21 protein-coding genes and 2 tRNA genes are annotated in these 23,834 nt (G+C 72.9%); 14 read left to right on the top strand and 9 right to left on the bottom strand.

Features of this window, described 5'->3' with window-relative positions; all coding sequences use genetic code 11:
• Positions 1–101: 101 nt before the first annotated feature.
• On the top strand, positions 102–1,499 hold the full coding sequence (locus ACTJIY_RS14930) for a glycine--tRNA ligase (protein WP_237843107.1): 1,398 nt from the start codon (positions 102–104) through the stop codon (positions 1,497–1,499).
• A gap of 115 nt (positions 1,500–1,614) precedes the next feature.
• On the opposite strand, the gene ACTJIY_RS14925 is transcribed toward ACTJIY_RS14930, so the two are convergent.
• Positions 1,615–1,773: a hypothetical protein gene (locus ACTJIY_RS14925; RefSeq protein WP_253050286.1), complete on the bottom strand. Its 159-nt coding sequence runs from the start codon at positions 1,771–1,773 to the stop codon at positions 1,615–1,617.
• 115 nt (positions 1,774–1,888) lie between these two features.
• Here ACTJIY_RS14925 and dusB point away from each other — a divergent pair, with 115 nt between their 5' ends.
• On the top strand, positions 1,889–3,136 hold the full coding sequence (gene dusB, locus ACTJIY_RS14920; protein ID WP_253050285.1) for a tRNA dihydrouridine synthase DusB: 1,248 nt from the start codon (positions 1,889–1,891) through the stop codon (positions 3,134–3,136).
• 69 nt (positions 3,137–3,205) lie between these two features.
• Positions 3,206–3,841, top strand: coding sequence for a hypothetical protein (locus tag ACTJIY_RS14915; protein ID WP_440674505.1), 636 nt, complete (start codon positions 3,206–3,208; stop codon positions 3,839–3,841).
• Between the two features lie 47 nt (positions 3,842–3,888).
• On the opposite strand, the gene ACTJIY_RS14910 is transcribed toward ACTJIY_RS14915, so the two are convergent.
• Both ACTJIY_RS14910 and ACTJIY_RS14905 read right to left on the bottom strand, forming a co-directional pair.
• A complete protein-coding gene (locus ACTJIY_RS14910) occupies positions 3,889–5,712 on the bottom strand; it encodes a glycoside hydrolase family 13 protein (RefSeq protein WP_440674506.1) in 1,824 nt (607 codons plus the stop codon).
• Between the two features lie 183 nt (positions 5,713–5,895).
• The gene (locus ACTJIY_RS14905) at positions 5,896–6,933 is read right to left on the bottom strand and encodes a LacI family DNA-binding transcriptional regulator (RefSeq protein WP_440674507.1); all 1,038 of its coding nucleotides are present in this window, start codon (positions 6,931–6,933) and stop codon (positions 5,896–5,898) included.
• Positions 6,934–7,199: 266 nt separating this feature from the next.
• Between ACTJIY_RS14905 and ACTJIY_RS14900 the strand changes: the two genes are divergently transcribed.
• The 4 genes from ACTJIY_RS14900 to ACTJIY_RS14885 all read left to right on the top strand — a co-directional run bounded on the left by ACTJIY_RS14900 (position 7,200) and on the right by ACTJIY_RS14885 (position 12,989).
• Positions 7,200–8,432, top strand: coding sequence for a sugar ABC transporter substrate-binding protein (locus tag ACTJIY_RS14900; RefSeq protein WP_353708950.1), 1,233 nt, complete (start codon positions 7,200–7,202; stop codon positions 8,430–8,432).
• Positions 8,433–8,580: 148 nt separating this feature from the next.
• Positions 8,581–10,224, top strand: coding sequence for an ABC transporter permease subunit (locus tag ACTJIY_RS14895; RefSeq protein WP_440674508.1), 1,644 nt, complete (start codon positions 8,581–8,583; stop codon positions 10,222–10,224).
• A 1-nt stretch (position 10,225) separates the two neighbouring features.
• Entirely contained in the window at positions 10,226–11,143 is a 918-nt protein-coding gene (locus tag ACTJIY_RS14890) for a sugar ABC transporter permease (protein ID WP_439157818.1), read from the top strand.
• A 4-nt stretch (positions 11,144–11,147) separates the two neighbouring features.
• A complete protein-coding gene (locus ACTJIY_RS14885; protein WP_440674509.1) occupies positions 11,148–12,989 on the top strand; it encodes a glycoside hydrolase family 13 protein in 1,842 nt (613 codons plus the stop codon).
• 46 nt (positions 12,990–13,035) lie between these two features.
• On the opposite strand, the gene ACTJIY_RS14880 is transcribed toward ACTJIY_RS14885, so the two are convergent.
• Positions 13,036–13,467, bottom strand: a complete 432-nt coding sequence (locus tag ACTJIY_RS14880; RefSeq protein ID WP_353708953.1) for a hypothetical protein — start codon at positions 13,465–13,467, stop codon at positions 13,036–13,038.
• A 156-nt stretch (positions 13,468–13,623) separates the two neighbouring features.
• Here ACTJIY_RS14880 and ACTJIY_RS14875 point away from each other — a divergent pair, with 156 nt between their 5' ends.
• Positions 13,624–14,916, top strand: a complete 1,293-nt coding sequence (locus ACTJIY_RS14875) for a deoxyguanosinetriphosphate triphosphohydrolase (protein ID WP_374614243.1) — start codon at positions 13,624–13,626, stop codon at positions 14,914–14,916.
• A 38-nt stretch (positions 14,917–14,954) separates the two neighbouring features.
• On the opposite strand, the gene ACTJIY_RS14870 is transcribed toward ACTJIY_RS14875, so the two are convergent.
• Positions 14,955–15,407, bottom strand: coding sequence for a VOC family protein (locus tag ACTJIY_RS14870; RefSeq protein WP_439157816.1), 453 nt, complete (start codon positions 15,405–15,407; stop codon positions 14,955–14,957).
• A gap of 93 nt (positions 15,408–15,500) precedes the next feature.
• On the opposite strand from ACTJIY_RS14870, the gene ACTJIY_RS14865 reads away from it, so the two are divergent.
• Both ACTJIY_RS14865 and dnaG read left to right on the top strand, forming a co-directional pair.
• Complete coding sequence (locus tag ACTJIY_RS14865; RefSeq protein WP_440674510.1) at positions 15,501–16,421, top strand: helix-turn-helix domain-containing protein; 921 nt, start codon at positions 15,501–15,503, stop codon at positions 16,419–16,421.
• A gap of 56 nt (positions 16,422–16,477) precedes the next feature.
• Positions 16,478–18,424: a DNA primase gene (gene dnaG, locus ACTJIY_RS14860; RefSeq protein ID WP_439157814.1), complete on the top strand. Its 1,947-nt coding sequence runs from the start codon at positions 16,478–16,480 to the stop codon at positions 18,422–18,424.
• Positions 18,425–18,437: 13 nt separating this feature from the next.
• Here the strand turns inward: dnaG and ACTJIY_RS14855 are convergent, their stop codons facing one another.
• From ACTJIY_RS14855 to ACTJIY_RS14845, 3 genes are all read right to left on the bottom strand, one after another.
• Positions 18,438–19,901 (bottom strand): MDR family MFS transporter, encoded by a 1,464-nt coding sequence (locus tag ACTJIY_RS14855; RefSeq protein ID WP_253050269.1) that lies wholly within the window; start codon positions 19,899–19,901, stop codon positions 18,438–18,440.
• 129 nt (positions 19,902–20,030) lie between these two features.
• A tRNA-Asn gene (locus tag ACTJIY_RS14850) sits at positions 20,031–20,103 on the bottom strand.
• A 55-nt stretch (positions 20,104–20,158) separates the two neighbouring features.
• Positions 20,159–20,674, bottom strand: a complete 516-nt coding sequence (locus ACTJIY_RS14845) for a hypothetical protein (protein ID WP_253050267.1) — start codon at positions 20,672–20,674, stop codon at positions 20,159–20,161.
• 58 nt (positions 20,675–20,732) lie between these two features.
• Here ACTJIY_RS14845 and ACTJIY_RS14840 point away from each other — a divergent pair.
• The 4 genes from ACTJIY_RS14840 to ACTJIY_RS14825 all read left to right on the top strand — a co-directional run bounded on the left by ACTJIY_RS14840 (position 20,733) and on the right by ACTJIY_RS14825 (position 23,230).
• Positions 20,733–20,806: transfer RNA gene (locus ACTJIY_RS14840), tRNA-Ile, on the top strand.
• A 179-nt stretch (positions 20,807–20,985) separates the two neighbouring features.
• Positions 20,986–21,525: a hypothetical protein gene (locus ACTJIY_RS14835; RefSeq protein ID WP_440674511.1), complete on the top strand. Its 540-nt coding sequence runs from the start codon at positions 20,986–20,988 to the stop codon at positions 21,523–21,525.
• Positions 21,526–21,629: 104 nt separating this feature from the next.
• Complete coding sequence (locus tag ACTJIY_RS14830) at positions 21,630–22,619, top strand: hypothetical protein (RefSeq protein ID WP_440674512.1); 990 nt, start codon at positions 21,630–21,632, stop codon at positions 22,617–22,619.
• Between the two features lie 44 nt (positions 22,620–22,663).
• The gene (locus ACTJIY_RS14825) at positions 22,664–23,230 is read left to right on the top strand and encodes a hypothetical protein (RefSeq protein ID WP_440674513.1); all 567 of its coding nucleotides are present in this window, start codon (positions 22,664–22,666) and stop codon (positions 23,228–23,230) included.
• A 35-nt stretch (positions 23,231–23,265) separates the two neighbouring features.
• On the opposite strand, the gene ACTJIY_RS14820 is transcribed toward ACTJIY_RS14825, so the two are convergent.
• Positions 23,266–23,460 (bottom strand): hypothetical protein, encoded by a 195-nt coding sequence (locus ACTJIY_RS14820; RefSeq protein ID WP_440674514.1) that lies wholly within the window; start codon positions 23,458–23,460, stop codon positions 23,266–23,268.
• Between the last annotated feature and the right edge of the window lie 374 nt (positions 23,461–23,834).

Genomic DNA, 23,834 nt, shown 5'->3' with positions numbered 1-23,834 from the left:
ACGGCCGGGTACGCTGGTCGGTCGGCGCCCGTGCGGGCGCCGCCCACCCGTCCAGCCCCCACGAGCCACGTGCGGGGCCGTGAGCACCAGGAGTGATGTCCGTGGCCGCAGCGCCCTCACCCACCGCCCGTCTCGACGCCGTCGTCTCCCTCGCCAAGCGGCGTGGGTTCGTCTTCCCCTCGGGCGAGATCTACGGCGGTACCCGCTCCGCCTGGGACTACGGGCCGCTCGGCACCGAGCTCAAGGAGAACATCAAGAAGCAGTGGTGGCGCGCCATGGTCACCAGCCGCGACGACGTCGTCGGCCTCGACTCGTCCGTCATCCTTCCGCGCCAGGTGTGGGTGGCCTCGGGCCACGTCGGCGTCTTCACCGACCCGCTCACGGAGTGCCTGCACTGCCACAAGCGGTTCCGTGAGGACCAGATGATCGAGGAGTTCGAGGAGAAGAAGGGCCGCGCTCCCGAGGGCGGCCTCGCCGAGATCGTGTGCCCCAACTGCGGCACGCGCGGGCAGTGGACCGAGCCCCGCGACTTCAACATGATGCTCAAGACCTACCTCGGCCCGGTCGAGGACGAGTCCGGTCTGCACTACCTGCGCCCCGAGACGGCGCAGGGCATCTTCGTGAACTTCGCCAACGTCATGGGCGCGAGCCGCAAGAAGCCGCCGTTCGGCATCGGCCAGATCGGCAAGTCGTTCCGCAACGAGATCACGCCCGGCAACTTCATCTTCCGCACGCGCGAGTTCGAGCAGATGGAGATGGAGTTCTTCGTCGAGCCCGGCACGGACGCCGAGTGGCACCAGTACTGGATCGACACCCGCACGGACTGGTACGTCGACCTCGGCATCGCGCGCGACAACCTGCGCCTGTACGAGCACCCGCAGGAGAAGCTCTCGCACTACTCGACCCGCACGGTCGACATCGAGTACCGCTTCGGCTTCTCCGGCTCGGAGTGGGGCGAGCTCGAGGGCATCGCGAACCGCACGGACTTCGACCTCAAGACCCACGCCGAGCACTCGGGCAAGGACCTGTCGTACTTCGACCAGACGAAGAACGAGCGCTGGGTCCCCTACGTCATCGAGCCGGCGGCCGGCCTCACGCGCTCGCTCATGGCGTTCCTCGTCGAGGCGTACACCGAGGACGAGGCGCCGAACGCGAAGGGCGGCGTGGACACGCGCACCGTCCTGCGCCTCGACCACCGCCTCGCGCCGGTCAAGGCGGCCGTGCTCCCGCTGAGCCGCAACGAGCAGCTCTCGCCCAAGGCGAAGGATCTCGCGACGGAGCTCCGCAAGTACTGGAACGTCGACTTCGACGACGCCGGCGCCATCGGCCGCCGGTACCGCCGTCAGGACGAGATCGGCACGCCGTTCTGCATCACCGTCGACTTCGACACGCTCGACGACCAGGCCGTGACGATCCGGCACCGCGACTCGATGGCCCAGGAGCGCGTGGCGCTCGACAAGGTCACCGAGTACCTCGCCGGGCACCTGCTCGGCGCCTGACCGTCCGACCGGCCGCGCGGGGAGTCCGCGCGCCGGGCACGCAGGAGGGGCGGGACCTCGCGGTCCCGCCCCTCCGTCGCGTCGTCCGGGACGCGTCGCCCCCTGCGGCCTCGCGCTAGCGGGCCGCCCCCTTCGCCCGGTTGAGCAGGCCGACCACGAGGCTCACGACCAGCACGATGATGCCGATCCAGATGAGGATCCATGCGGCCTTGATAGCGACACCGAGGATGAGCAGCACGGCGCCGACGATGACCAGGATGAGCCAGAGAGGCATGTCGTCCCTTTCGTCCGGGTCCGGCCTGGATCGCCGGACCTTCCCACCGTCACACGGGTCGCGACCACTCGCGCGTTCAGAGACCCTCGCGGGGGAGCGCCGACCGGATGGGACAATGGAGCGCGTGACTGCTCCCGCCCCCGCACTCAGCACGACGCCCGACACGGTCGCCGGCACCGCTCCCGCCGGTGCCGGGCGGCTGCTCGCACCCCTGCGGATCGGTCCGATCGTCGTCGACACCCCGGTTGTGCTCGCCCCGATGGCGGGCGTCACGAACCGCGCCTTCCGCACGCTGTGCCGCGAGGCCGGCGCGAGCGGCGGCGACGACCCCGGTCTCTACGTGGCCGAGATGGTGACGAGCCGTGCGCTCGTCGAGCGCAACACCGAGGCGCTGCGCATCGTGACGTTCGGTGCGGACGAGACGCCGCGCTCCGCACAGGTGTACGGCGTCGACCCGGCGACCGTGCGCGAGGCCGTGCGCATCATCGTCGCCGAGGACCGCGCCGACCACGTCGACCTCAACTTCGGCTGCCCGGTCCCCAAGGTGACGCGCAAGGGCGGGGGAGCGGCGCTGCCCTGGAAGCGCGACCTGTTCACCGCGATCGTGCGGGGCGCCGTCGAGGCGGCGCGCCCCTACGGCGTGCCGGTGACCGTGAAGATGCGCAAGGGCATCGACGACGACCACCTCACCTACCTCGAGGCCGGCCGGATCGCCGAGGGCCTGGGCGTCGCGGCCGTCGCGCTGCACGCCCGCACCGCCGCCGAGCACTACTCCGGCACCGCGGACTGGACCGCGATCGCCCGCCTCAAGGAGGCCGTGACGAGCGTGCCGGTGCTCGGCAACGGCGACATCTGGTCCGCCGAGGACGCGGTCCGCATGGTGCAGGAGACGGGCTGCGACGGCGTCGTCGTCGGCCGGGGCTGCCAGGGTCGTCCCTGGCTGTTCGCCGACCTCGCCGCCGCGTTCGCGGGCCGTCCCGAGCGCGTGCGCCCCGGGCTGCGCGAGGTGGCCGACACGATCTACCGTCACGGCGAGCTCATGATCGACTACTTCGACGGCGACGAGGGCAAGGGCATGCGCGACCTGCGCAAGCACATGGCCTGGTACCTCAAGGGCTACGCCGTGGGCGGCGACGCGCGCCGCGCGCTCGCGATGGTCTCGACGCTCGCCGAGCTGCGCGCTCTCCTCGACGACCTCGACCAGGACGCGCCCTACCCCGGCGAGGCCGCCGAGGGGCAGCGCGGGCGCGCCGGGTCGCCCAAGACGCCGCACCTGCCGTACGGCTGGCTCGACTCGCGCGAGCTCGACGCGGAGCACGAGGAGCGCCTGCGCGAGGCCGAGCTGAGCGTCTCCGGCGGCTGACGCCGGTCGGGCGACGCGAACGAGGGGATCACGGTGCGGTTCGAGGGGCGGCCGTCGTGGCGACTGTCGGTGTCGGACGACGGAGACCTCGGCCTGCTGCTCTGGGTCCGCGACGCGCTCGCGCTCGCCGTCTCGGCCGACGACGCGCCGCCGCGCAGCGAGCCGGGACCGCCCGACCGGTCGGCACTGGTCCCCGCGAACGACCGCGACGCCGCGGCGTCGCGGTGGATCGCCTGGTGGCGCGCCGCCCTCGCGTTCGAGGCCGTCGGCCGGACGCAGGAGCCGCCGGCGAGGGAGGACGCGTTCCTCGGCTGGGTCCGCGCGCGGTCCGTGGCACGGGACGCCGTCGGTTCACCGCCCGCGTTCGCGGCGCTGGACGACGTGCCCGCGCTGCGTGACGCCGCCGCGCACCTGTTCCCCGAGGCGCACCGCGCCCTCGCGGCGCGCGAGGCGGACCGCGCCAGGGCGCTGCACCGACGAACGGCGGCGGACGACCGTCGAGCGCTCGCTGGGGACGTGGCCCGCACGCACGGCGTCGGGATCGGTGAGGTGCGCGGCGCCGTGCTCCTGGTCCCGGTCGCCGGACCATGGTGGCGCGTCGCCGCCCCGGGGGCGGTCGTGTGCTCCGCGTCCGCCTACGTCGACGACGCGGCGTTCGCGGCCGAGGTGGTCCGTGTCGCGTTCGAGTCCGGGCTGCGGGCATGAGGACGGCCGGGGCCCTCGCGGACCCCGGCCGTGCTCGGCTCAGCCCGTCAGCGCGCGCGCAGCCAGACCGTCGTGTCGGACGGGACGCGGACCTGCGGGTCGGCCGAGCGGTCGGTGAGCACCGGGCCCGACGCGACGAGCACCTCAGTGCCGCGCGGCAGCACGACGGGCTCCGTGCCGAGGTTCGCGAGCACGACGACGTCGCGGTTGCGGAGCGCGACGACGTCGGCCGAGCCGGCGTAGTCCTCGACCCACGCGAGGGTGCCCGAGCCGAGGCGCTCCGCACGGCGCGTCGCGAGGGCGGTGCGGTAGGTCTCGTAGGTCGAGCCCTCGACGCCGCGCTGCGCGTCGGTGGCGTACCGCGCGTACGACTCCGGCTGGGGGAGCCACGTCTTCCCGGACGGGCCGAAGCCGAACCCGTCGGCGTCCGCGTGCCAGGGGATCGGGATGCGGCAGCCGTCGCGGCCCGCCTCGGCGCCCTGGGTCCGGAAGAACGCGGGGTCCTCGCGCACGTCGTCGGGCAGCGCGGTGTGCTCGGGAAGGCCCAGCTCCTCGCCCTGGTAGAGGTACGACGACCCGGGCAGGCCGAGCATGAGCAGCGACGCGGCGCGCGCCCGGCGCAGGCCGAGCTCCTCGTCGGGCTGCGGGTCGTGCGCGAAGATCCCGTTGGGGCGCAGACCCGGGTCGGCGAGGCCGAGGCGCGACGCGTGCCGCACGACGTCGTGGTTCGACAGGACCCACGTCGTGGGAGCGCCGACCTCGTCGTTCGCACGCAGCGACGCCGCGATCACGGTGCGCAGCGGCGCCGCCGACCACGCGGTGGTGAGGAAGGAGAAGTTGAACGCCTGGTGCATCTCGTCCGGGCGCACGTAGCGCGCGAGCCGCGAGAGCGGCTCGACCCAGGCCTCGGCGACGAGCGCGCGGTCGCCGTCGTACTCGGCCAGGACCCGGTGCCACGCGCGGTAGATCTCGTGCACGCCGTCCTGGTCGAACATCGGGCCCGAGTTGCCGGCTCCCGTCGACCCGTCCTCGGGAGCGCCCGGGTCGGTCTCCTCCTCGGCGGTGCCCTCCACCATGGACACCGTGCCGTCCCAGTCGGGCAGGCCGTCGGCCTTGATCATGCCGTGCGCGACGTCGACGCGGAACCCGTCCACGCCCTTGTCGAGCCAGAAGCGCAGGACCTGCTCGAACTCCTCGCGGACCTCCGGGTTGTCCCACGCGAGGTCCGGCTGGGTCGAGTCGAACAGGTGCAGGTACCACTGGCCCGGGGTCTCGCCCTCGGCGCCCGTGACGGGGTGCGCGTCGGGACCCGCGGTCACGCGGGTCCACGCGGGGCCGCCGAAGATCGACTGCCAGTTGTTCGGGGGCAGCTCGCCGTGCTCGCCCTCGCCCTCGCGGAACACGTAGCGCGCGCGCTCGGGCGAGCCCTCGGGCGCGGCGAGCGCTGCCCGGAACCACGCGTGCTGGTCCGAGGTGTGGTTCGGGACGAGGTCGACGATCACGCGGATGCCGCGGGCGTGCGCCTGGGCGAGCAGCTCGTCGAAGTCGGCGAGCGTGCCGAACAGCGGGTCGACGTCGCGGTAGTCGGCGACGTCGTAGCCGGCGTCCTTCTGGGGCGAGCGGTAGAACGGGCTCAGCCACACCGCGTCGATCCCGAGCTCGGCGAGGTGGTCGAGCCGGGACGTGATGCCGGGAAGGTCGCCGATGCCGTCGCCGTCGCCGTCCGCGAAGGAGCGGGGGTAGACCTGGTAGATCACGGCGTCGCGCCACCACTCGGGCGCCTCGCCGGGGCCGGCGTGCACGAGCGCCCCGGTGCTGAAGGGCGCGGGCGCGGTGGTGGTGGCGGTCGGCGTCGAATCGATACGAGTCATCGAGCTGTCGGTCCTCACGTGCGTGGTGTCGGGGTTCTCGGGGGGATCGCTCGGCAGGCGGAGCGGGGGTGACGCGACCCGCTGTCGAGTGTAAGCGCTTGCGGTGACGAGTCGACGGCGTGCGGCCCGGGCCGGCGTCGCGACGTCCGTCCGCGCCGGGCGTGCAGCCGCGGCGCGTCGCCGTCAGACGGTGGGCGCGCCCGTCGTCGGGGCGGCGCCCGTGGAGTCGCGGACGATGAGCTCGGGCTGGAACAGCAGCTCGGACCGCGGCGCGCGCTCGCCCGCGATCTCGGTGAGCAGCGCGCTCACCGCGGCGTGCGCCATCGCGTTCACGGGCTGGCGCACCGTGGTCAGGGGCGGGTCGGTGAAGGCGATGAGCGGCGAGTCGTCGTAGCCCACGACCGAGACGTCCTGGGGCACGCGCAGTCCGCGCGAGCGGGCCGCGCGGATCGCGCCGAGGGCCATGAGGTCGGAGCCGCAGACGATCGCGGTGTGGCCGGAGTCGATGAGCTCCCCGGCGGCCGCCTGGCCGCCCTCGACGGTGTAGAGCGTGACGACGACGTGCTGCGCCGCCTCGGACTCGTCGGCCACGAGGCCGTGTCGCACGAGCGAGTCGGCGAAGCTCGCGAGCTTGCGCTGGGCCGGGACGAAGCGGTCGGGCCCGATCGCGAGCCCGACGCTGCGGTGCCCGAGCGAGACCAGGTGGCGCACCGACAGCTCGACGCTCGCGACGTCGTCGGGCGAGACGAACGGCGCGTCGATCCCCTCGGCGAACCCGTTGACCAGCACGATCGGGATGCCCCGGCTGCGCAGCCGCTCGTAGCGCTCGTGGCTCGCCTGGGTGTCGGCGTGCAGGCCGGAGACGAAGACGATGCCGTCGACCGCGTGGTCCATGAGCATGTCGACGTAGTCGTCCTCGGTGGTCCCGCCGGGCGACTGCGTGCACAGGAGCGGGGTGTACCCGTGCTCCGACAGCAGCGACTCGATGGTCTGGGCGAACGCGGGGAAGACGGGGTTCGTCAGCTCGGGGACGACGAGGCCGACGAGGCCGGCTGAGCGGGTGCGCAGCGTCGAGGGGCGTTCGTAGCCCAGCACGTCGAGCGCGGCGAGGACCGCCTGGCGGGTCTCGCTCGCGACGCCGGGCTTCCCGTTGAGGACGCGCGAGACCGTCGCGGTGGAGACGCCGGCCTGGGCGGCGAGATCGCTGAGACGGGTGCGCACATGGGGAAGCGTAGGGGACACCGGACCTCCTCGTCCTGGTCGTCCGGTCGGTGGGCCGCGAGCCTCCGTGCGGAGGCACGCCGACCCGTCGGCCGGGGGAGGCGGGGCGGACGCCGGACGGCGCCCTGTAAAGCGTTGCATGAAAGTTACCGCAACGACTTGCATCGGTGCCACCTCGCGCTCTACCGTCGTCGCATCAGGGCCACGGTCGGTGCGAAACCGACGTCGGCCGCCACCGCACTGCAACATGCTGGGAGTGACCACTGATGCGACGGAGCATCCTTCTTGCCGCCGCGCTGACCACGACGTTGGCGCTGGCCGCCTGCTCGTCCGGCGGCTCGGGAGACGAGAGCACCGACGAGCCGAGCGCCGAGGACACCTCCGCCGGCGGCACGCTCACCGTCTGGGTCGACGAGACCCGCCAGGACGCCGTGACCGCGGCGGCCGAGTCCTTCGAGGCCGAGACGGGGACGACCGTCGAGGTCGTCCTCAAGAACTTCGAGGACATCCGTGCGGACTTCCTCGCGCAGGTCCCGACCGGCGAGGGTCCCGACATCACGGTCGGCGCGCACGACTGGCTCGGTGAGCTCACGACGAACGGCGTCGTGGCGCCGCTCGAGCTCGGCGACAAGGCGGCCGACTTCGAGGACGTCTCGATCGAGGCGTTCACGCAGGACGGCCAGGTCTACGGCCTGCCCTACGCGATCGAGAACATCGCCCTGATCCGCAACACCGCTCTCGCGCCGACCGCTCCGGCGACGTGGGACGAGGCCGTCGCCGCCGGCCAGGCCGCGGGGACGCAGTTCCCGATCCTGGTCCAGTCGGACGGCGACAAGGGTGACCCGTACACCCACTACCCGTTCCAGACGTCGTTCGGTGCCCCGGTCTTCACGCAGAACGAGGACGGCAGCTACACGTCGGAGCTCGCGATGGGCGGCCCCGAGGGCCAGGCGTACGCGCAGTGGCTCGGCGCCCAGGGCGCCGCGGGCGTGCTCAGCCAGGACACCACGTACGACATCGCGGTCGAGGCGTTCAAGAACGGCCAGTCCCCGTTCATCGTCGGCGGCCCGTGGATGATCGACTCGTTCGAGGGCATGGACCTGTCGATCGACCCGATCCCGACCGCCGGCGGCCAGCCCGCGCAGCCGTTCGTCGGGGTGCAGGGCTTCTACCTCAGCGCCGAGAGCAAGAACGCGATCGTCGCGAACGACTTCCTCGTGAACTTCCTGTCCACGGAGGAGGCGCAGCTCGCCCTCTACCAGGCAGGCAACCGTCCGCCGGCGCTGACGGTCGCGGCCGACTCCGCCTCGGCGGGCGACCCGATCGTCGCGGGCTTCCGGGCCGTCGGTGCCGAGGCCGTGCCGATGCCCTCGATCCCCGAGATGGCGTCCGTCTGGAGCTTCTGGGGCGTCACGGAGGCCGCGATCGTCAGCGGTGCCGACCCCGTCCCGACCTGGGACAAGATGATCGCCGACATCCAGGGCGCGATCGACTCCTGACCCGGTTTGGACCGTCGTCGCGGTGCGCAGGGCTCCTGCGCACCGCGGTGGCGTGTCGGCCCACCCACCCGGACCGGCTGCGACGCAGCACGACGACACTCGGGACGACGCGGGACGCACCGCGTCCGACGACCTCGGAGGCACCACGATGTCCGCCCCACAGACCACGGCCGACGCGGGAGTCGGCTCGACCGGAACCGACGGCCCGCCGCCTCGGCGCACCCGCGGGCTACGCGGGGCGGACGCCTCGCACGCACGGGACTACAGCCCCGGGTTCTTCGTCAAGCTCGCGCTCATGGCCGTCGTCGACGCGCTCGGCGTGTACGTGGTCTGGTCCGCGTGGACCGCGGGCTCGTACGGGATCCTCGCGGCGTCCCTGGCGATGCTCGTCGTCGCGAACTGGGTGTACTTCTCGAGGCGCGCGCTGCCGCTCAAGTACATCCTTCCCGGTCTGCTCTTCCTCCTCGTCTACCAGATCTTCGTGGTCGGCTACACGGGGTACGTCGCGTTCACCAACTACGGCACCGGGCACAACGCGACCAAGGAGCAGGCGGTCTCCGCGCTGCTCATCCAGAACGAGCGCCGCGTCGAGGGCTCTCCGTCGTCGGCCCTGACCGTGGTCGAGGACGGCGACGCGCTCGGCTTCGCGGTCGTCACCGAGGACGGAGAGGTCGAGGCCGGGACGGCGGACCGGCCGCTCGCCGTCGTGGACGGCGCGACGGTCGAGGACGGGCGCGCGACCGACGTCCCCGGGTTCACCGTGCTGCCCCGCGACCAGGTGCTCCAGCGCCAGGCCGAGGTGACGGAGCTCCGCGTGCCGGTCTCGGACGACCCCGCGGACGGCTCGATCCGCACGACGGACGCGCGGACCGGCTACGTCTACACCTCGGCGCTCGAGTGGGACCCCGCGGCGGACACCATGACCGACACGACGACCGGGACCGTCTACACCCCGAACGACGAGGGCCAGTTCCAGGCCCCCGACGGCTCGACCCTCGCGGTCGGGTGGCGCGTGCCGGTCGGCTTCGACAACTTCGTCACCGCGTTCTCCGACGCCCGCTACGCGCAGCCGTTCGTCAAGATCCTCGTGTGGACGTTCGTCTTCGCGATCGGCTCGGTCGTCACGACGTTCCTGCTCGGCCTCTTCCTCGCGATCGTCTTCAACGACACGCGCATGCGCGGGCGCAAGGTCTACCGGACGCTCATGATCCTGCCGTACGCGATCCCGGGGTTCCTCGCGGCGCTGCTGTGGTCCGGGCTGCTCAACACGCGGTTCGGGTTCATCAACGAGGTGATCCTCGGCGGCGCGCACATCCCGTGGCTCACGGACCCGTGGCTCGCGAAGCTCTCGGTGCTCGGCGTGAACCTGTGGCTGGGCTTCCCCTACATGTTCCTCATCTGCACGGGCGCGCTGCAGTCGCTGCCGGGCGACGTCATGGAGGCGGCCAAGATCGACGGCGCCGGGCGCTGGCGGACGTGGCGGGCGATCACGCTCCCGCTCCTGCTCATCGCGACCGCGCCGCTGCTCATCTCGTCGTTCGCCTTCAACTTCAACAACTTCACGCTCATCTACATGCTCACCGGCGGCGGTCCACGGTTCGCCGACGCGTCCGTCCCGCTCGGCCACACCGACATCCTCATCTCGATGGTCTACTCGATCTCGGGTGTCGACGGGTCCGCCCAGAAGGACTTCGGTCTCGCGAGCGCGCTGTCGATCGTCATCTTCGTCATCGTGGGGACGATCTCGGCCATCGCCTTCCGCAGCACGCGCAAGTTCGAGGAGATCAGCTGACATGGCGACCACCCAGGCACCCCCCGTCGTCGGCGGTCGTCCCGCCCCGTCCGTGGCCTCGCGGAACCGGATGAAGCCGGGCCGCTGGTTCTCCGAGCTCGGCTGGCGGCACGTCGTCGGCGTGATCGCCGTCGTCTACGCGGCCTTCCCGCTCGTCTACGTCCTCTCGGCGTCCTTGTCGGAGAACGGGACGCTCACCGGCTCCAACACGCTCTTCTCCGACGTGAGCGGCGCGAACTACGCCCAGCTCGGCAGCACGATGTTCTGGACGTGGATGGGCAACACCCTCGTCATCGCGGTCGCGACGTCCGTCGGCACGGTCCTCATGGGCGCGGCCGCCGCCTACGCCTTCTCGCGCTTCCGGTTCGCCGGGCGCCGCATGGGCCTCACGTCGCTGCTCATCGTCCAGATGTTCCCGCAGATGCTCGCGTTCGTGGCGATCTTCCTGCTGCTCATCGGCCTGGGCAACGTCGTCCCGATCCTCGGCCTGAACAGCAAGATCGCCCTCATCGCCGTGTACCTCGGCGGCGCGCTCGGCGTGAACACGTTCCTCATGTACGGGTTCTTCAACACGGTCCCGCGCGAGCTCGACGAGGCCGCCAAGATCGACGGCGCCACGCACTCGCAGATCTACTGGACGATCATCCTGCGCCTGGTGGCGCCGATCCTCGCGGTCGTCGCGCTGCTGTCGTTCATCAGCACGTTCGGCGAGTTCATCATCGCGCGCATCGTCCTCACGTCCGAGCGCAACTGGACGCTCGCCGTCGGGCTCTACGGCTGGGTGTCGTCGCTCAAGGAGGCGAACTGGGGCCTGTTCACGGCCGGCGCCGTGATCTCCGCGCTGCCCGTGCTCGCCCTCTTCCTCTATCTGCAGAAGTACATCGTGGGCGGCCTCACGGCCGGCTCCGTGAAGGGCTGACCGCGTGCGCGACGTCGTCACCACCGTCCCGCACCACGACGGCTCGGCGCTGTACGTCCCCGAGGGCGTCCCCGCCCTCGGGGACACGGTCCCCGTCCGCGTGCGCGTGCCCCGGTCCGCGGGCGTGCGCGACGTGTGGCTGCGCACCGTGCGCGACGGCGAGCCGCGCCTCACCCCGGCGCGCCTCGACCGCTCGGACGAGCACGAGGACTGGTACGTCGCCGAGGTGCTCGTGCACAACCCCGAGACGGGGTACCGGTTCTTCCTCGACGAGGGCGAGCGCGGCTACCGCTGGCTCAACGGCCGCGGGGTGTGGGACCGCGACGTGCCCGACGCCGCGGACTTCCGCCTCACCGTCCACGAGGGCGCGCCCGCGTGGATGCGCGACGGCGTCGTCTACCAGGTCTTCCCGGACCGGTTCGCGCGCTCCGCCGCGGCCGACGGGCGCCCGCTCCCGGAGTGGGCCGTCCCTGCGGCCTGGGACGACGAGCCGCACGGCGCGGGGCCCGACGTCGGCACGCAGTACTACGGGGGCGACCTCGCCGGGGTCGAGGAGCGGCTCGACCACCTCGTCGCGCTCGGCGTCACGACGCTGTACACGACGCCCGTCTTCCCGGGGCGCTCCAACCACCGCTACGACGCGAGCACGTTCGACCACGTCGACCCGCTGCTCGGCGGCGACGCGGCGTACGCGTCGCTCATCCGCGCCGCGCACGCGCGCGGGCTGCGCGTCATGGGCGACCTCACGACCAACCACACGGGCGCCGGGCACGAGTGGTTCGCGCGGGCGCTCGCGGACCCCGCCGCGCCGGAGCGCGACTTCTACTACTGGACCGACGGCGAGCCCGGGTACGTGGGCTGGCTCGAGCACGCGTCGCTGCCCAAGCTGTCGTACGGGTCGGCCGAGCTCGGGGCGCGCATGATCGACGGGCCCGGGTCCGTCGTCGGGCGCTACCTGGGCGAGCCGTTCGGCCTCGACGGCTGGCGGATCGACGTCGCGAACATGACGGGACGCTTCGGTGCGGAGGACCGCACGCTCGAGGTCGCGCGGCGCCTGCGCGCGACCATGCGGGACGCGAACCCCGAGGCCGCGCTCGTCGCGGAGCACTTCCACGACGCGTCGGGCGACCTCGCGGGCGACGGCTGGCACGCGAACATGAACTACTCGGCGTTCACCCGCCCGGCCTGGACGTGGCTGTCCCCGGCGGACTCGCCCGTGCCGTACCTGGGGCTGCCGGTGCGCACGCCGCGGCGCGGCGGCCGCGACGTCGTGGCGACCATGCGCGAGTTCGACGCCGTGCTGCCGTGGCGCGTCACGGCGTCGCAGTGGAACATGCTCGGCTCGCACGACACCCCGCGCCTGCGCTCGATCGTCGGCTCGCGCGAGATGGTCGAGGTCGCGGCGACGCTCCTGCTCACCTACCCCGGCACCCCGGTGATCTTCGCCGGCGACGAGGTCGGCCTCACCGGTCTGAACGGGGAGCACGGTCGCGCGACGATGCCGTGGGACGACGCGGCGACGGGTTCTGGCCGCTGGGACGCCGCGACGTTCGACCTGTACCGCGCCCTGATCGCCGTCCGGCGCGGCTCGGACGCGCTGCGCCACGGCGGCCTGCGCTGGGTGCACGTCGACGACGACGCCCTCGTCTACCTGCGGGAGACGCCCGGCGAGCGCGTGCTCGTCGCGCTCGCCCGCGCACCCTGGGACGGCGTCACCCTGCACCCCGCGCTCGTGGGGCCGGGCGGGGCGGAGCGGCTGCACGGCACGCTGGGCCTCTCCCGGCACGACGGCGGCGCGCGGCTCGCGGGCGACGGCCCGGCCGTCGGGGTGTGGCGCCTGGGTTGAACGGCCCGTCCCGGGCGGCCCCACGGGCGTCCGGGGGGCCCGAGACTCAGGCGAAGAGGTGCGCGACCTGGCGCACGGCGTCGTCGTACCGGGCGCGGTCGAACGTGAACGAGCCCAGCGCGGAGTAGTCCCACTCGGGCCGGAACGGCTGGGTGAGGTCGCGCCAGACGACGGTCGTCGCGTCGGCGTCGACCGTCACCTCGAACGGCCAGCACCCCGCCTCGTGGCAGTCGCACGCGAGCACCCACGCGTGCCCGCCCGACGGCATCCGTCCGCGGCCGTACCACTGGTGCGCGGCGTCGCCGTAGCGGAAGAACGCCGGGACCAGACCCCCGTACGCGCCCGCGGGGGAGTAGCCGCGCGCCGACTCGTGCCGTCCGACGAGCTCGACGAGCGAGCGGCCGTCCACGTACGGGACGACCTCGACCAGGCCGTCGACGGTGACGGCCCGCAGCTCGAGCGCGTGCGCTGCACCCATGTGCGCGAGGCTACGCCCGTGCGGCTCTCCTCGCCGTCCGCCACGGCGGGACGTCGGCGACCGGCGCGCGGCCCTCGGCGCCGCCACGTCCCGACCCGCGTCGTTACGCTGGGGCCCGTGCAGACGTTCGAGCAGGAGGCGTTCGACCCCGCGGTGGTGGGGACCGGGCCGCGCCCGGCGCGCGGCGAGGAGGGCACGGCGTCGTACTCGGACGCCGACACCGAGCGGTGGTTCGTCGAGTCCGCGAAGTCCCGGGCCCGCACGCCGTTCGAGCGCGACCGTGCGCGCATCGTGCACTCGTCCGCCCTGCGCCGACTCGGAGCCAAGACGCAGGTTCTCGGGCCGGGCAGCGACGACTTCGTCCGCACGCGCCTCACGCACACGCTCGAGGTCGCGCAGGTGGGGCGCGAGATCGGCAAGGCGCTCGGCTGCGACCCGGACATCGTCGACACCGCGTGCCTCGCGCACGACCTGGGACACCCGCCGTTCGGGCACAACGGCGAGCGGGCGCTCGCGGACCTCGCGGTCGACGTCGGCGGGTTCGAGGGCAACGCGCAGACCCTGCGGCTGCTCACGCGGCTCGACCCCAAGGTCGTCGACGCGGACGGGCGCTCGTACGGGCTCAACCTCACGCGCGCGAGCCTCGACGCGAGCGTGAAGTACCCGTGGGGCGCGGGCGAGGCGCCGCTGCGCGCGGACGGCCGCCCGACGCACAAGTTCGGCGTCTACGAGGACGACCGACCCGTGTTCGACTGGCTGCGCGCCGGCGCGCCGAGCCAGGTCAAGTGCCTCGAGGCGCAGGTCATGGACCTCGCGGACGACGTGTCGTACTCCGTGCACGACGTCGAGGACGCGATCGTGGGTGGGCGCATCGAGCTCGCCGTGCTGGACGACCCCGACGAGCGGGCCCGGGTCGTGCGCGCGGTCCACTCCTGGTACGGCACCGCGTACGACGAGGCGGCGCTCGACGCGGCGATCACGCGCCTGCAGGGCACGGGTCACCTGGTCACCGGGTTCGACGGGTCGCGCCGCGCGCTCGCGGCGCTCAAGGACGCGACGAGCCAGCTCATCGGCCGGTTCACCGGGGCCGCGCAGGACGCGACGCGCGCCGTCTACGGCGACGGCCCGCTCACCCGGTACGCCGCCCGCCTCGTGGTCCCGGACGAGACCGTCGCCGAGATCCTCGTGCTCAAGGGCGTCGCTGTCGCGTACGTCATGGCACCGCGCGAGCAGGAGCCGCTCTACCAGCGCCAGCGCGAGGTCATCGCCGACCTCGTCCACGTCTTCTCCGACCGCGCTCCCGTCGCGCTCGAGCCGTCGTTCGCGGCGGACTGGGAGGCCGCGCCCGACGACGCGGCCCGCCTGCGCGTGGTGATCGACCAGGTCGCCTCGCTGACGGACGTCTCGGCGATGCAGTTCCACGCACGCCTCGTGCGCCCGCCCGCCTGAGGCCGACGGGCGCGACGCGGTCGGGTCGGAGGGCCGGCTCAGGCCTGCTCGGTCATCCAGGCGTCGCTGGCGCGCTGCACGTCCGCGGCCGTCACGGAGTCCGCGACGGTCACGAAGAACCAGCGGTGCCCGAACGGGTCGCGGACCGCGGCCTGCCGGAACCCCTCGAACCAGTCCGCGGGCTCCGCGATGCTCGACCCGCCGGCAGAGATCGCCCGCGCGTACGCGGCGTCGGCGTCCTCGACCGGGATCGTGAACGACGCGTGCGTCGGCGCCCCGGCCTCGGGCGCGACGGAGTCGGGCGGGAACGCCTCCGCGACCGTGAACGTGGACGTCCCGGCGGGGGAGACGAGCCGCAGGTCGGAGTGGATGATCGTGTCGCCCGCCGTGATCGTGTCGACCACCTCGGCGCCGAGCGCGGCCTCGTAGAACGCGATGGCCTCGCGCGCGCCGCTCACCGTGACGTTGGGGTGCAGTGCCGACATCTCCATGGGGTCCTCCTCGTCGTGGTCGCCCGCGGGGGTGCGGGCCGTACCCCCATGCTCGTGTCGGCGGGCCGTGCCAGTCTTGGAGGAATGCGACAGGTGTTCGAACCCCGGGTCCGCGCCGACGCGAGGGTGGCCCCTCGGCACGGCCCGACGACGTCCCTGCGGGGGCTCGTCGACCCCGCCGCCGCGCCGCGCGGGTTCGAGCTCGTGCGCGTCGACCCGGCGCCGGATCTCGCGGATCTCGTGGAACGGCACTGGGTCGTGCGCTGGGACCTGCCGCCGGGGGAGTCGTTCACGCAGGTCCTGGTGCCGCACCCGGTCGCCAACGTGGTCGCGGAGGCGGCGGGGTACGTCGCGCACGGCATCCCGCCGGGCCTGTTCGAGCGCACCTTGACCGGGTCGGGGGCCGTCGTGGGGACCAAGCTGCGGCCGGGCGCGTTCCGCGTCCTGCTGGGGCACGCGGACGCCGTGCGCCCGGGAGTGCAGGTGCCCGCCGCCGCGTTCCTGGGCCCGACGGCGGAGCGCACCGGCGCCGCCGCGCTCGCCCTCGCCGTCGCCGGCCGGGACGAGGAGGCCGCACGCGGTGTCGAGCCGCTGCTGCGGGCGCGGGCGGAACGCGTCCGCGACGCGCGGACGGCCCGCGACCTCGACCGCGTCGCCCGCGCGTTCGCCGCGCTCGTCGCCGGGGAGCTCGGGCCCGGTGCGGGCGTCGCCGACCTCGCCGCCGTCGTCGGGACCTCCGCCCGCTCGCTCCAGCGGAACTTCGCCGCGTACGTCGGCGTGAGCCCCAAGTGGGCCCTGCAGCGCCACCGCGTGCACCTCGCGGCCGACCTGCTCGCCGCCGACCCGGACCAGGACCTCGCGGCGCTCGCGAGCGCCGTCGGGTACTACGACCAGGCGCACCTCGGCACCGACTTCGCGCGCGCGACCGGGTCCACGCCGGGGGCGTACGCACGACGCTGCGCCGCGTCGCGCGACGCGCTCGTCGGGGCGGGCGCGACGGCGCACCCGGGGTGACCGACGACGCCGTCGCGCCACCCCCGAGGCACCGCCCGGGCGCATAGACTCGCTCCGTGGCCGGCCTGATTCGACGCGAGGACGTGGAAGCCGTCCGCGACCGCGCACGGATCGACGAGATCGTCTCCGCGCACGTCACCCTCAAGACCGCGGGCGTCGGCTCGCTCAAGGGGTTGTGCCCCTTCCACGACGAGCGCTCGCCGTCCTTCCACGTGCGGCCCGGCGTGGGGCGCTGGCACTGCTTCGGGTGCGGCGAGGGCGGCGACGTCATCTCGTTCGTCCAGAAGATCGACGGCCTGACGTTCGTCGAGGCCGTCGAGTACCTCGCCGACCGCGTCGGGATCCAGCTCCGCTACGAGGACTCGGGAGGGCCGCAGCGCCCGCGCGAGGAGCCGGGACGGCGCCAGCGGCTGCTCGAGGCGCACCGCGTCGCCGCGCAGTACTTCTCCGAGCAGCTCTTCGCGCCCGGCGCTCAGGCGGCCCGCGCGTTCCTCGCCGAGCGCAGCTTCGACCGGGCGGACGCCGAGCACTTCGGCGTCGGGTACGCGCCCACCGGCTGGGACAACCTGCAGCGCCACCTCCAGGGGCGCGGCTTCACGCAGCCCGAGCTGATCGCGTCCGGACTCATGAGCCAGGGCCAGCGCGGCATCTACGACCGGTTCCGCGGTCGGCTCGTGTGGCCCATCCGCGACGTCACGGGCGAGATCGTCGGGTTCGGCGCGCGGCGCCTCTACGACGAGGACCAGGGGCCCAAGTACCTCAACACCCCCGAGACCTCGCTCTACAAGAAGTCGCACGTGCTCTACGGCATCGACCTCGCCAAGCGCGAGATCGCCAAGCAGAAGCGCGTCGTCGTCGTCGAGGGGTACACGGACGTCATGGCCGCGCACCTCTCCGGCGTGACGACCGCCGTCGCGACGTGCGGCACGGCGTTCGGGTCCGACCACGCGCGCATCGTGCGCCGGCTCCTCGGCGACACGACGGCCGGGGGCGGCATGCAGCTCGCCTCGGGCGCCTCCGTCGGGGGAGAGGTGGTGTTCACGTTCGACGGCGACGCGGCGGGCCAGAAGGCCGCCGTGCGGGCGTTCGGCGAGGACCAGCGCTTCTACGCCCAGACGTTCGTGGCCGTCGAGCCGAGCGGCATGGACCCGTGCGAGCTGCGCATGGCGCGCGGCCCCGACGCGGTCCGCGCGCTCGTCGACGGGCGCCAGCCCCTCTTCGAGTTCGTCATCCGGACGACGCTCGCGACGTTCGACCTCGACACCGCCGAGGGCCGCGTCGGCGCGCTGCGCGCCGCCGCCCCGGTCGTCGCCGGGATCCGCGACGCCGCGCTGCGCCCCGAGTACGCCCGCATGCTCGCCGGCTGGATCGGCATGGACGCCGAGCGTGTCCGCCGCGAGGTGGCGGCCGCCGCCAAGCGGGGCAGCGCGCCCGGCCCGGTCCGCACCGCGCGGCCCGACGACGCCCGCCCGGGTGCGGAGGCCCCCGCACCCGAGCCGGAGGTCCCGGCGCTGCCGGCGCCCGACCCGCGCGACCCCGTGGCGCGCCGCGAGCGCCTCGCGCTCGTCGCCGTCCTCCAGTACCCCCAGCACGTGCCGCCGGTCTTCGACGACCTCGGCGAGGACGCCTTCGCCGTCCCGGCCTGGCGCGCCGTGCATGCGGCGATCCGTGCCGCGGGCGGGGTGCGCGAGGGTGCGACGCTCGGCGCCGGGCACTGGGTCGAGGCCGTCGTCGAGCAGGCCGCCGAGCCCGTGCGCGGCCTCGTGACCGAGCTCGCCGTCGCGCCGCTGCCGGAGGACCGCGAGAACGTCGTCGGCGGCTACGTCGCCGGGGTCGTGCGCGGCCTCGTCGACCTCGGCCTCACGCGCCGCGTCGCCGACGCGAAGAGCCGCCTCCAGCGCCTCGACCCCACGGCGGACCTCGCCGCGTACCAGGAGGCGTTCGCCGCGCTCCTCGCGGTCGAGGCGGAGCGCCGCACGCTGCGCGAGGGCGAGATCGCCTGAGCCGTCCGGGAGGTCAGGCCGTCGCGTCCGCGGTCGCGGCGGTCGTCGCGGCCCGGCGGTCGCGCGCCGCCTGCCGGTCCGGCGGCATGAGGGCTGCGAGGACGACGAGGACGGCGGCGCTCGCGGCGAGCAGGACGAACACGACGTGGATCGCGCTCATGAGGCCGGGGCCCTCCGGCGTGCCGTCGGCACCGAGCGTCGTGCGGGCGTTGACGATCGCGCCGCAGACCGCGACGCCGACCGCGGAGCCCAGCGACCGCGCGAACATGTTGGTGCCCGTCACGGCGCCGCGCTCCGAGAAGGCGGCCGACGACTGGGCGGCGATGAGCGTCGGGACGGCGGTCAGGCCCATCCCGACACCGACGACGAACGTCGTCGCGGCGACCGCGACGACCGACGACGAGGCGCCCAGCAGCAGCGTGAGCGAGGTGCCGACGAGGACGAGCGCGGAGCCGATGACGGCGGTCCAGCGGAAGCCGATCCGCAGGTAGAGGCGCCCGGCGTTCGAGGCGGAGATCGGCCAGCCGACCGTCATCGCGGCGAGCGCGAAGCCCGCGACGAGCGGCCCGACGCCGAGGACGCCCTGGGCGTAGATCGGTACGTACGTGGACAGCGCGAGGACGATCACCCCGACGAGGAGCGAGACCGCCGTCGAGACGCCGACGACGCGCCGGCGCAGGATCGCGAGGTCGACCACGGGGTAGCGCGTGCGCCGTGCGTGCAGCGCGAAGACGCCGAGCAGGAGGACCGCGGCGCCGAGGACCGCGAGCGACGCGGGGGAGGCCCACGCCCACGTGGACCCGCCCTCGAGCAGCCCGAGCAGCAGCAGCGTGCTGCCGGCGGTGAGGAGCGCGGCGCCGACGTAGTCGATGGGCTCGCGCGCTCCCTCGCGCGGGGACTCGTGGTACCGGCGGTGCAGCATCCACGCCGCCAGCGCGCACAGCGGCACGTTGACGAAGAAGATCCAGCGCCAGCTCACGAACTCGGAGAAGACGCCGCCGAGCGTCGGGCCGACGACCGACGAGATCGCCCACACCGACGCCAGGTAGCCCTGCGCCTTCGCGCGCTCCTCGAGCGTGTAGATGTCGGCGGCGATCGTCTGGGAGACGGGCATCACCGCACCGGCTCCCAGGCCCTGGAGCACGCGGCCCGCGACGAGCGCCGGCATCGACCACGCGAACCCGCACAGCACCGACCCGAGGAAGAACAGGGCGACCCCCGCCAGCATGAGGCGCTTGCGGCCGAGCACGTCGGACAGCCTGCCGAACACCGGCGTCCCGACCGCCTGCGCGAGCAGATAGCTGGAGAAGAGCCAGGGGAGCTGCGCGAACCCACCGAGCTCGCGCGCGATCGTGGCCGACGCCGTCGCGATGATCGTCGCATCGAGCGCGACGAGGGCCGTGGACAGCATGAGCGCGAGGAGGACGGGGCCGCGCTCGGAGCGCAGACCGATCCCGGCAGGGGACGTCGTGGTCACGACAGACGCAAGCCCCGGGCAACGGTCGAGTATTCCCGAGGCGCAGACGTGCGCGGTCCGATCGGTCGACGGGACCGGAGAAACAGCGCGGCCCCGGACCGCTGAGCGATCCGGGGCCGAACCCGTGGGCTCCCGCGGTAGGACTTGAACCTACGACCGTCCGATTAACAGTCGGATGCTCTGCCAGCTGAGCTACGCGGGATCGATCACGGCCGTCGCGGTGTGCACCGCAGCGACCGGGGAAAACTCTAGCAGGCTCAGAGGGGTAGTCCGGACGCCGACCGGACCCGGCCCTCGGCGGCGTCCACGCGGGCCGTCACCTCCGGGTCCGTCAGGTCGACGCCGGGGTCGGCGACGACCTGCGAGAAGAGCTCGCCCTCACCGTCCCGGCGCACCGCGACCCGGGCGGTGAGCCCTGCGGCGAACGTCACGGTCTCGGAGAGCACCACCGACGACTGGACGCGCTCGCGCAGCGTCTGGGCGAGCGACGTGCGACGCGGGTCGGCGAGCGTGAGGGTCAGCGCAGGAGCGCCGTCGACCCACGAGACGGTGATCGTGGCCGTCTCCGGCACGTAGCCCGCGCGGTCGACGTCCGACCACGGGCGTCGCGCGACCGTCCTGCCGGTCGCGTCGCTCGTGAGGAGCTCGGTGCGGGTCGCGACCGCCCACGAGCCGTCGGCCAGCTCGGCCGAGGCGAGCACGCGATCGCTCGCCGGGACGTCGAGCGACCGGCGGACCGGGTCGGGCAGGCTGGGGCGGCGGAACCAGGACACGTCCCCACCGTAGCCGCTCCGGCTCGGCCCGCCGGACGGGCGGTATGCTCGCCCGCGCGCCCCGTTAGCTCAGCTGGTCAGAGCAGGAGACTCATAATCTCTCGGTCGCGGGTTCAAGTCCTGCACGGGGCACAGACCAGGAACGTTGCGGTTCCGTCGCTTGCGCGCCCCTCGCCCCGTCGTCGCTTTCGCGCCGGCGGGGCGTCGTGCTAACGAACGGCTAACAGACGGCTCGAACGGGCGTTCGGACACCGTGTGGGTGGCACCTGGCAGCCTCAGGGCAGGGACGGCGCGACACGGGGAGAAGCTCGATGACCATCAAGAACAACCCGCACGGAGTCGGCTACTCGGGAGAGGGCCGGTGGCGCGACGGCGCTCTGCGTTGCCGCTGTTGCGCTCTTGCGTACCCCGGCCGGTACAACGTCGAGGACGGAGAGCGAGCCGGCATCTGCCCGAAGTGCGTCGACCACCTCGAACGCCCGGACGAGGATCCCGCGGCCCGCGTCGATCGAGCCGAGGCTCATGCAGGCGAGTACTGGCTCCGGATGAAGCGGGCGGCCACCGACGCCGCCGAGCGCAAGCAGGAGGTCGAGGAGGCGCGTCGTCGGGTGCGCTCCGCGCTGGAGACCCGTGCTGGCTACCGGAGACTGCTCGCCGAGGTCGCCAACCTGCATCGGGCGACGGCGACGGGGTGCAGCTGCGGGGTGAAGCGTTGTCGCACGCTCGCGGCGCTCGACCGATCCGGCGGGTACGGACGCGAGGTCCGGGACCTCGCTGACAGCGAGTCACGCTGGGCCGCGTTCCGAGAGCTGGCGGAGGACGCGAGCCAACGGGAACGGCTCGGCGAGTAGCACGGCGTGTAGCCACGTTGCCGGTTGTATCACCGCTCCTCGTCGAGCCTCTCTGGAGATACGGAGCCCCGTGAGATACGCGGGGAGCGGCAGAGGGGTGCGGCATGGCAGGTTATGGGGTCCGGGTCTTCGAGCTGAGTGTCATGCGCGGCGGACGTGCAGGCATCGCATTGCCGGTCGAGGATCCCCTCGGGGATGGTGTCTCGCAGTACGAGCGCATCGTCAACGCTCTTACGGTGCTTTCGCAACCTTCGCCGCGCACGCTCACCACCGTTCCGAGCCTCCGCGACATCGCGCGGTGGGAACCGCCGACCACCGTCGCGCAGCGCGACCCCCGCATCTGGATCGAGAGCTTCGAAACCACGCTCGACGGCCACGTCCTGGTGCGCCTCAAGCACGGCTTGCACGGGGAGTACCCGGAGGCCCGTGGCGAGGACGTCGCTGTAGACCTCAGCGACAAGGCGCCGAATCGCGACTTCCGAGCACTCTTCCTTCTCCCCGCCAGCGGAACCGAGGCGCGCCTCGTCGTCGAGGCCATCAACCGAAGGTGCCCGGTGACCATGCTTCTGCACTGGTTGGCGAAGGCGGACTTTGAGCGTTCGCCGGGCGCGTGGACGAGCATGCGTGCGTACCAGCTGTCAGATCGCGACAAGCTCAAGAAGATGATCCGAGACTCCGAGAAGTTCGAGGTACGCCTGAAGGAGTCGAGGCCGGCAACCCCGGGTCGACGCCGAGGGACACGGAAGACCCTGAGCGTAGAGGTGGAGTCCGAGCTTCAGAGACACAGCCTGATTGCGGCGGTCAGTGACTTGATCGAACACGGAGCCGATCACGAGTACGTCGAGAAGGTCGAGAGGATCGCGGGCCTCGATCCTGCCGAGCTGGATCAAGCGCGCCTCGAGTTCGATGGCGCGAGCGTCGTGGTGACGGATCCGGAGACTGGGCGGCCCAAGACGATCGACCCCGATCGAATCCGGGAGTGGTTCACCTACGAGATCGCTCCGTCTCCACCCACTGACGACAGCGACTGGATCGGCCTCGTGCGCGACCTGCTCGGTGAGACACTGTTGGAGGGCACCGATATACAGGTCTGACACGAGCGAGAGGCAAGGTGGTTGGTGTGTCGGCGCTTAATCCCATGCCTGTCTTCGCCCGGCATTGGGATGGGCTCTCCGACCCGCGCAACGGCCACGCTGGTAAGCCGGATCGGGCCTCGCGCTGGGTGCTGTATGTCACTCCCGTGGCGACTGCCCTGGCCGTCTTCGTGCTCGACGTCGATCTGAGCCGGTCTGCCGAAGCGCTGATAGCCGGGTTCGCACTCACCGCGGGCGTACTTCTTGCCGCGTTCACCCAGCTCGCGTCCTGGCGTAACCGGCTTGACGAGCGGGCGCGAGACCGACCGGACTCTGAGGCCCCCGCGCGCAGGTCGGTCGACGCCGCGGTCGCGCACTCGCTGATGGGTGTCTGGTTCTCGGTCGTCGCGACGGTCCTTGCCGTCGTGCTGAATGCTGGCGCTGCACCGGCCCGCCTATGGAGCGCGTTGACCGCTGCTTCAGGCATCTACTTGGCGCTGATGATGGCTCTCATCGTCGTGTCGGTCTATGTCGGCTACGAGTCATCCGTGGACGAAGCCGTACGCAAGGCCGACGAGGAACTGCTGGAACCCGAGAATCGACCTGTTGTCGCGCCACATCCTCGGAAGTGAGATGGCGGAAATCGCCTGCACCCCGCGGCCCACGGTCAGCCCTCCCTGGCGGCGTCGCGCAGCTGCCGGTACCGGTCGACGTCCTGCACGTACAGGCGCGCCTTCTCCTCCGCGGTCAGGGACGCGAACTCGGCTGGCGTCGTGACCGCGGTCATGTCGCGCGGGGACGGAGGGTCGGGGAAGAACGAGCTCGCGGTCGTGGCTCGTCCGGGCACGGTCTCCTCGCTCATGAGCGCAGCGCCTCGTCGATCGCGTCCCCAGCGACACGCTGCAGGCGCTTCCGGTGCGTCGACGCCATGCTCAGCGACGAGCCGCGGGGGACAGACATCTCACCACCGAGCGCGAGCCCGCCGCTCGTCGTGAGGTAGATCCCCGGCGGCTTCGGGAGCGCGCTCGCCTCGACCTCCGGGACACCGGCGGCGCGCGCCTCCGCGACGAGCGCGTCGTACGCGTCCTCGAGGGCCCGGCGTGTACGCGGACGTGATCCCGCAGGACGACGGTGAGGCCGCGGACCTCTGGTCCCGGCTCGTACGCCGGCGGCAGGCGTGACGGCCTTCGCGGTGCTACTCGGCTGCTAACGGGCCACTCGGGACACCCTGGGCGT

The sequence above is a fragment of the Cellulosimicrobium sp. 22598 genome, assembly GCF_052044445.1.
GTDB lineage: Bacteria > Actinomycetota > Actinomycetes > Actinomycetales > Cellulomonadaceae > Cellulosimicrobium > Cellulosimicrobium cellulans_G.
The sequence above is the reverse complement of the archived record's forward strand: the minus strand, read 5'-3'. Positions and strand labels throughout refer to the sequence as shown.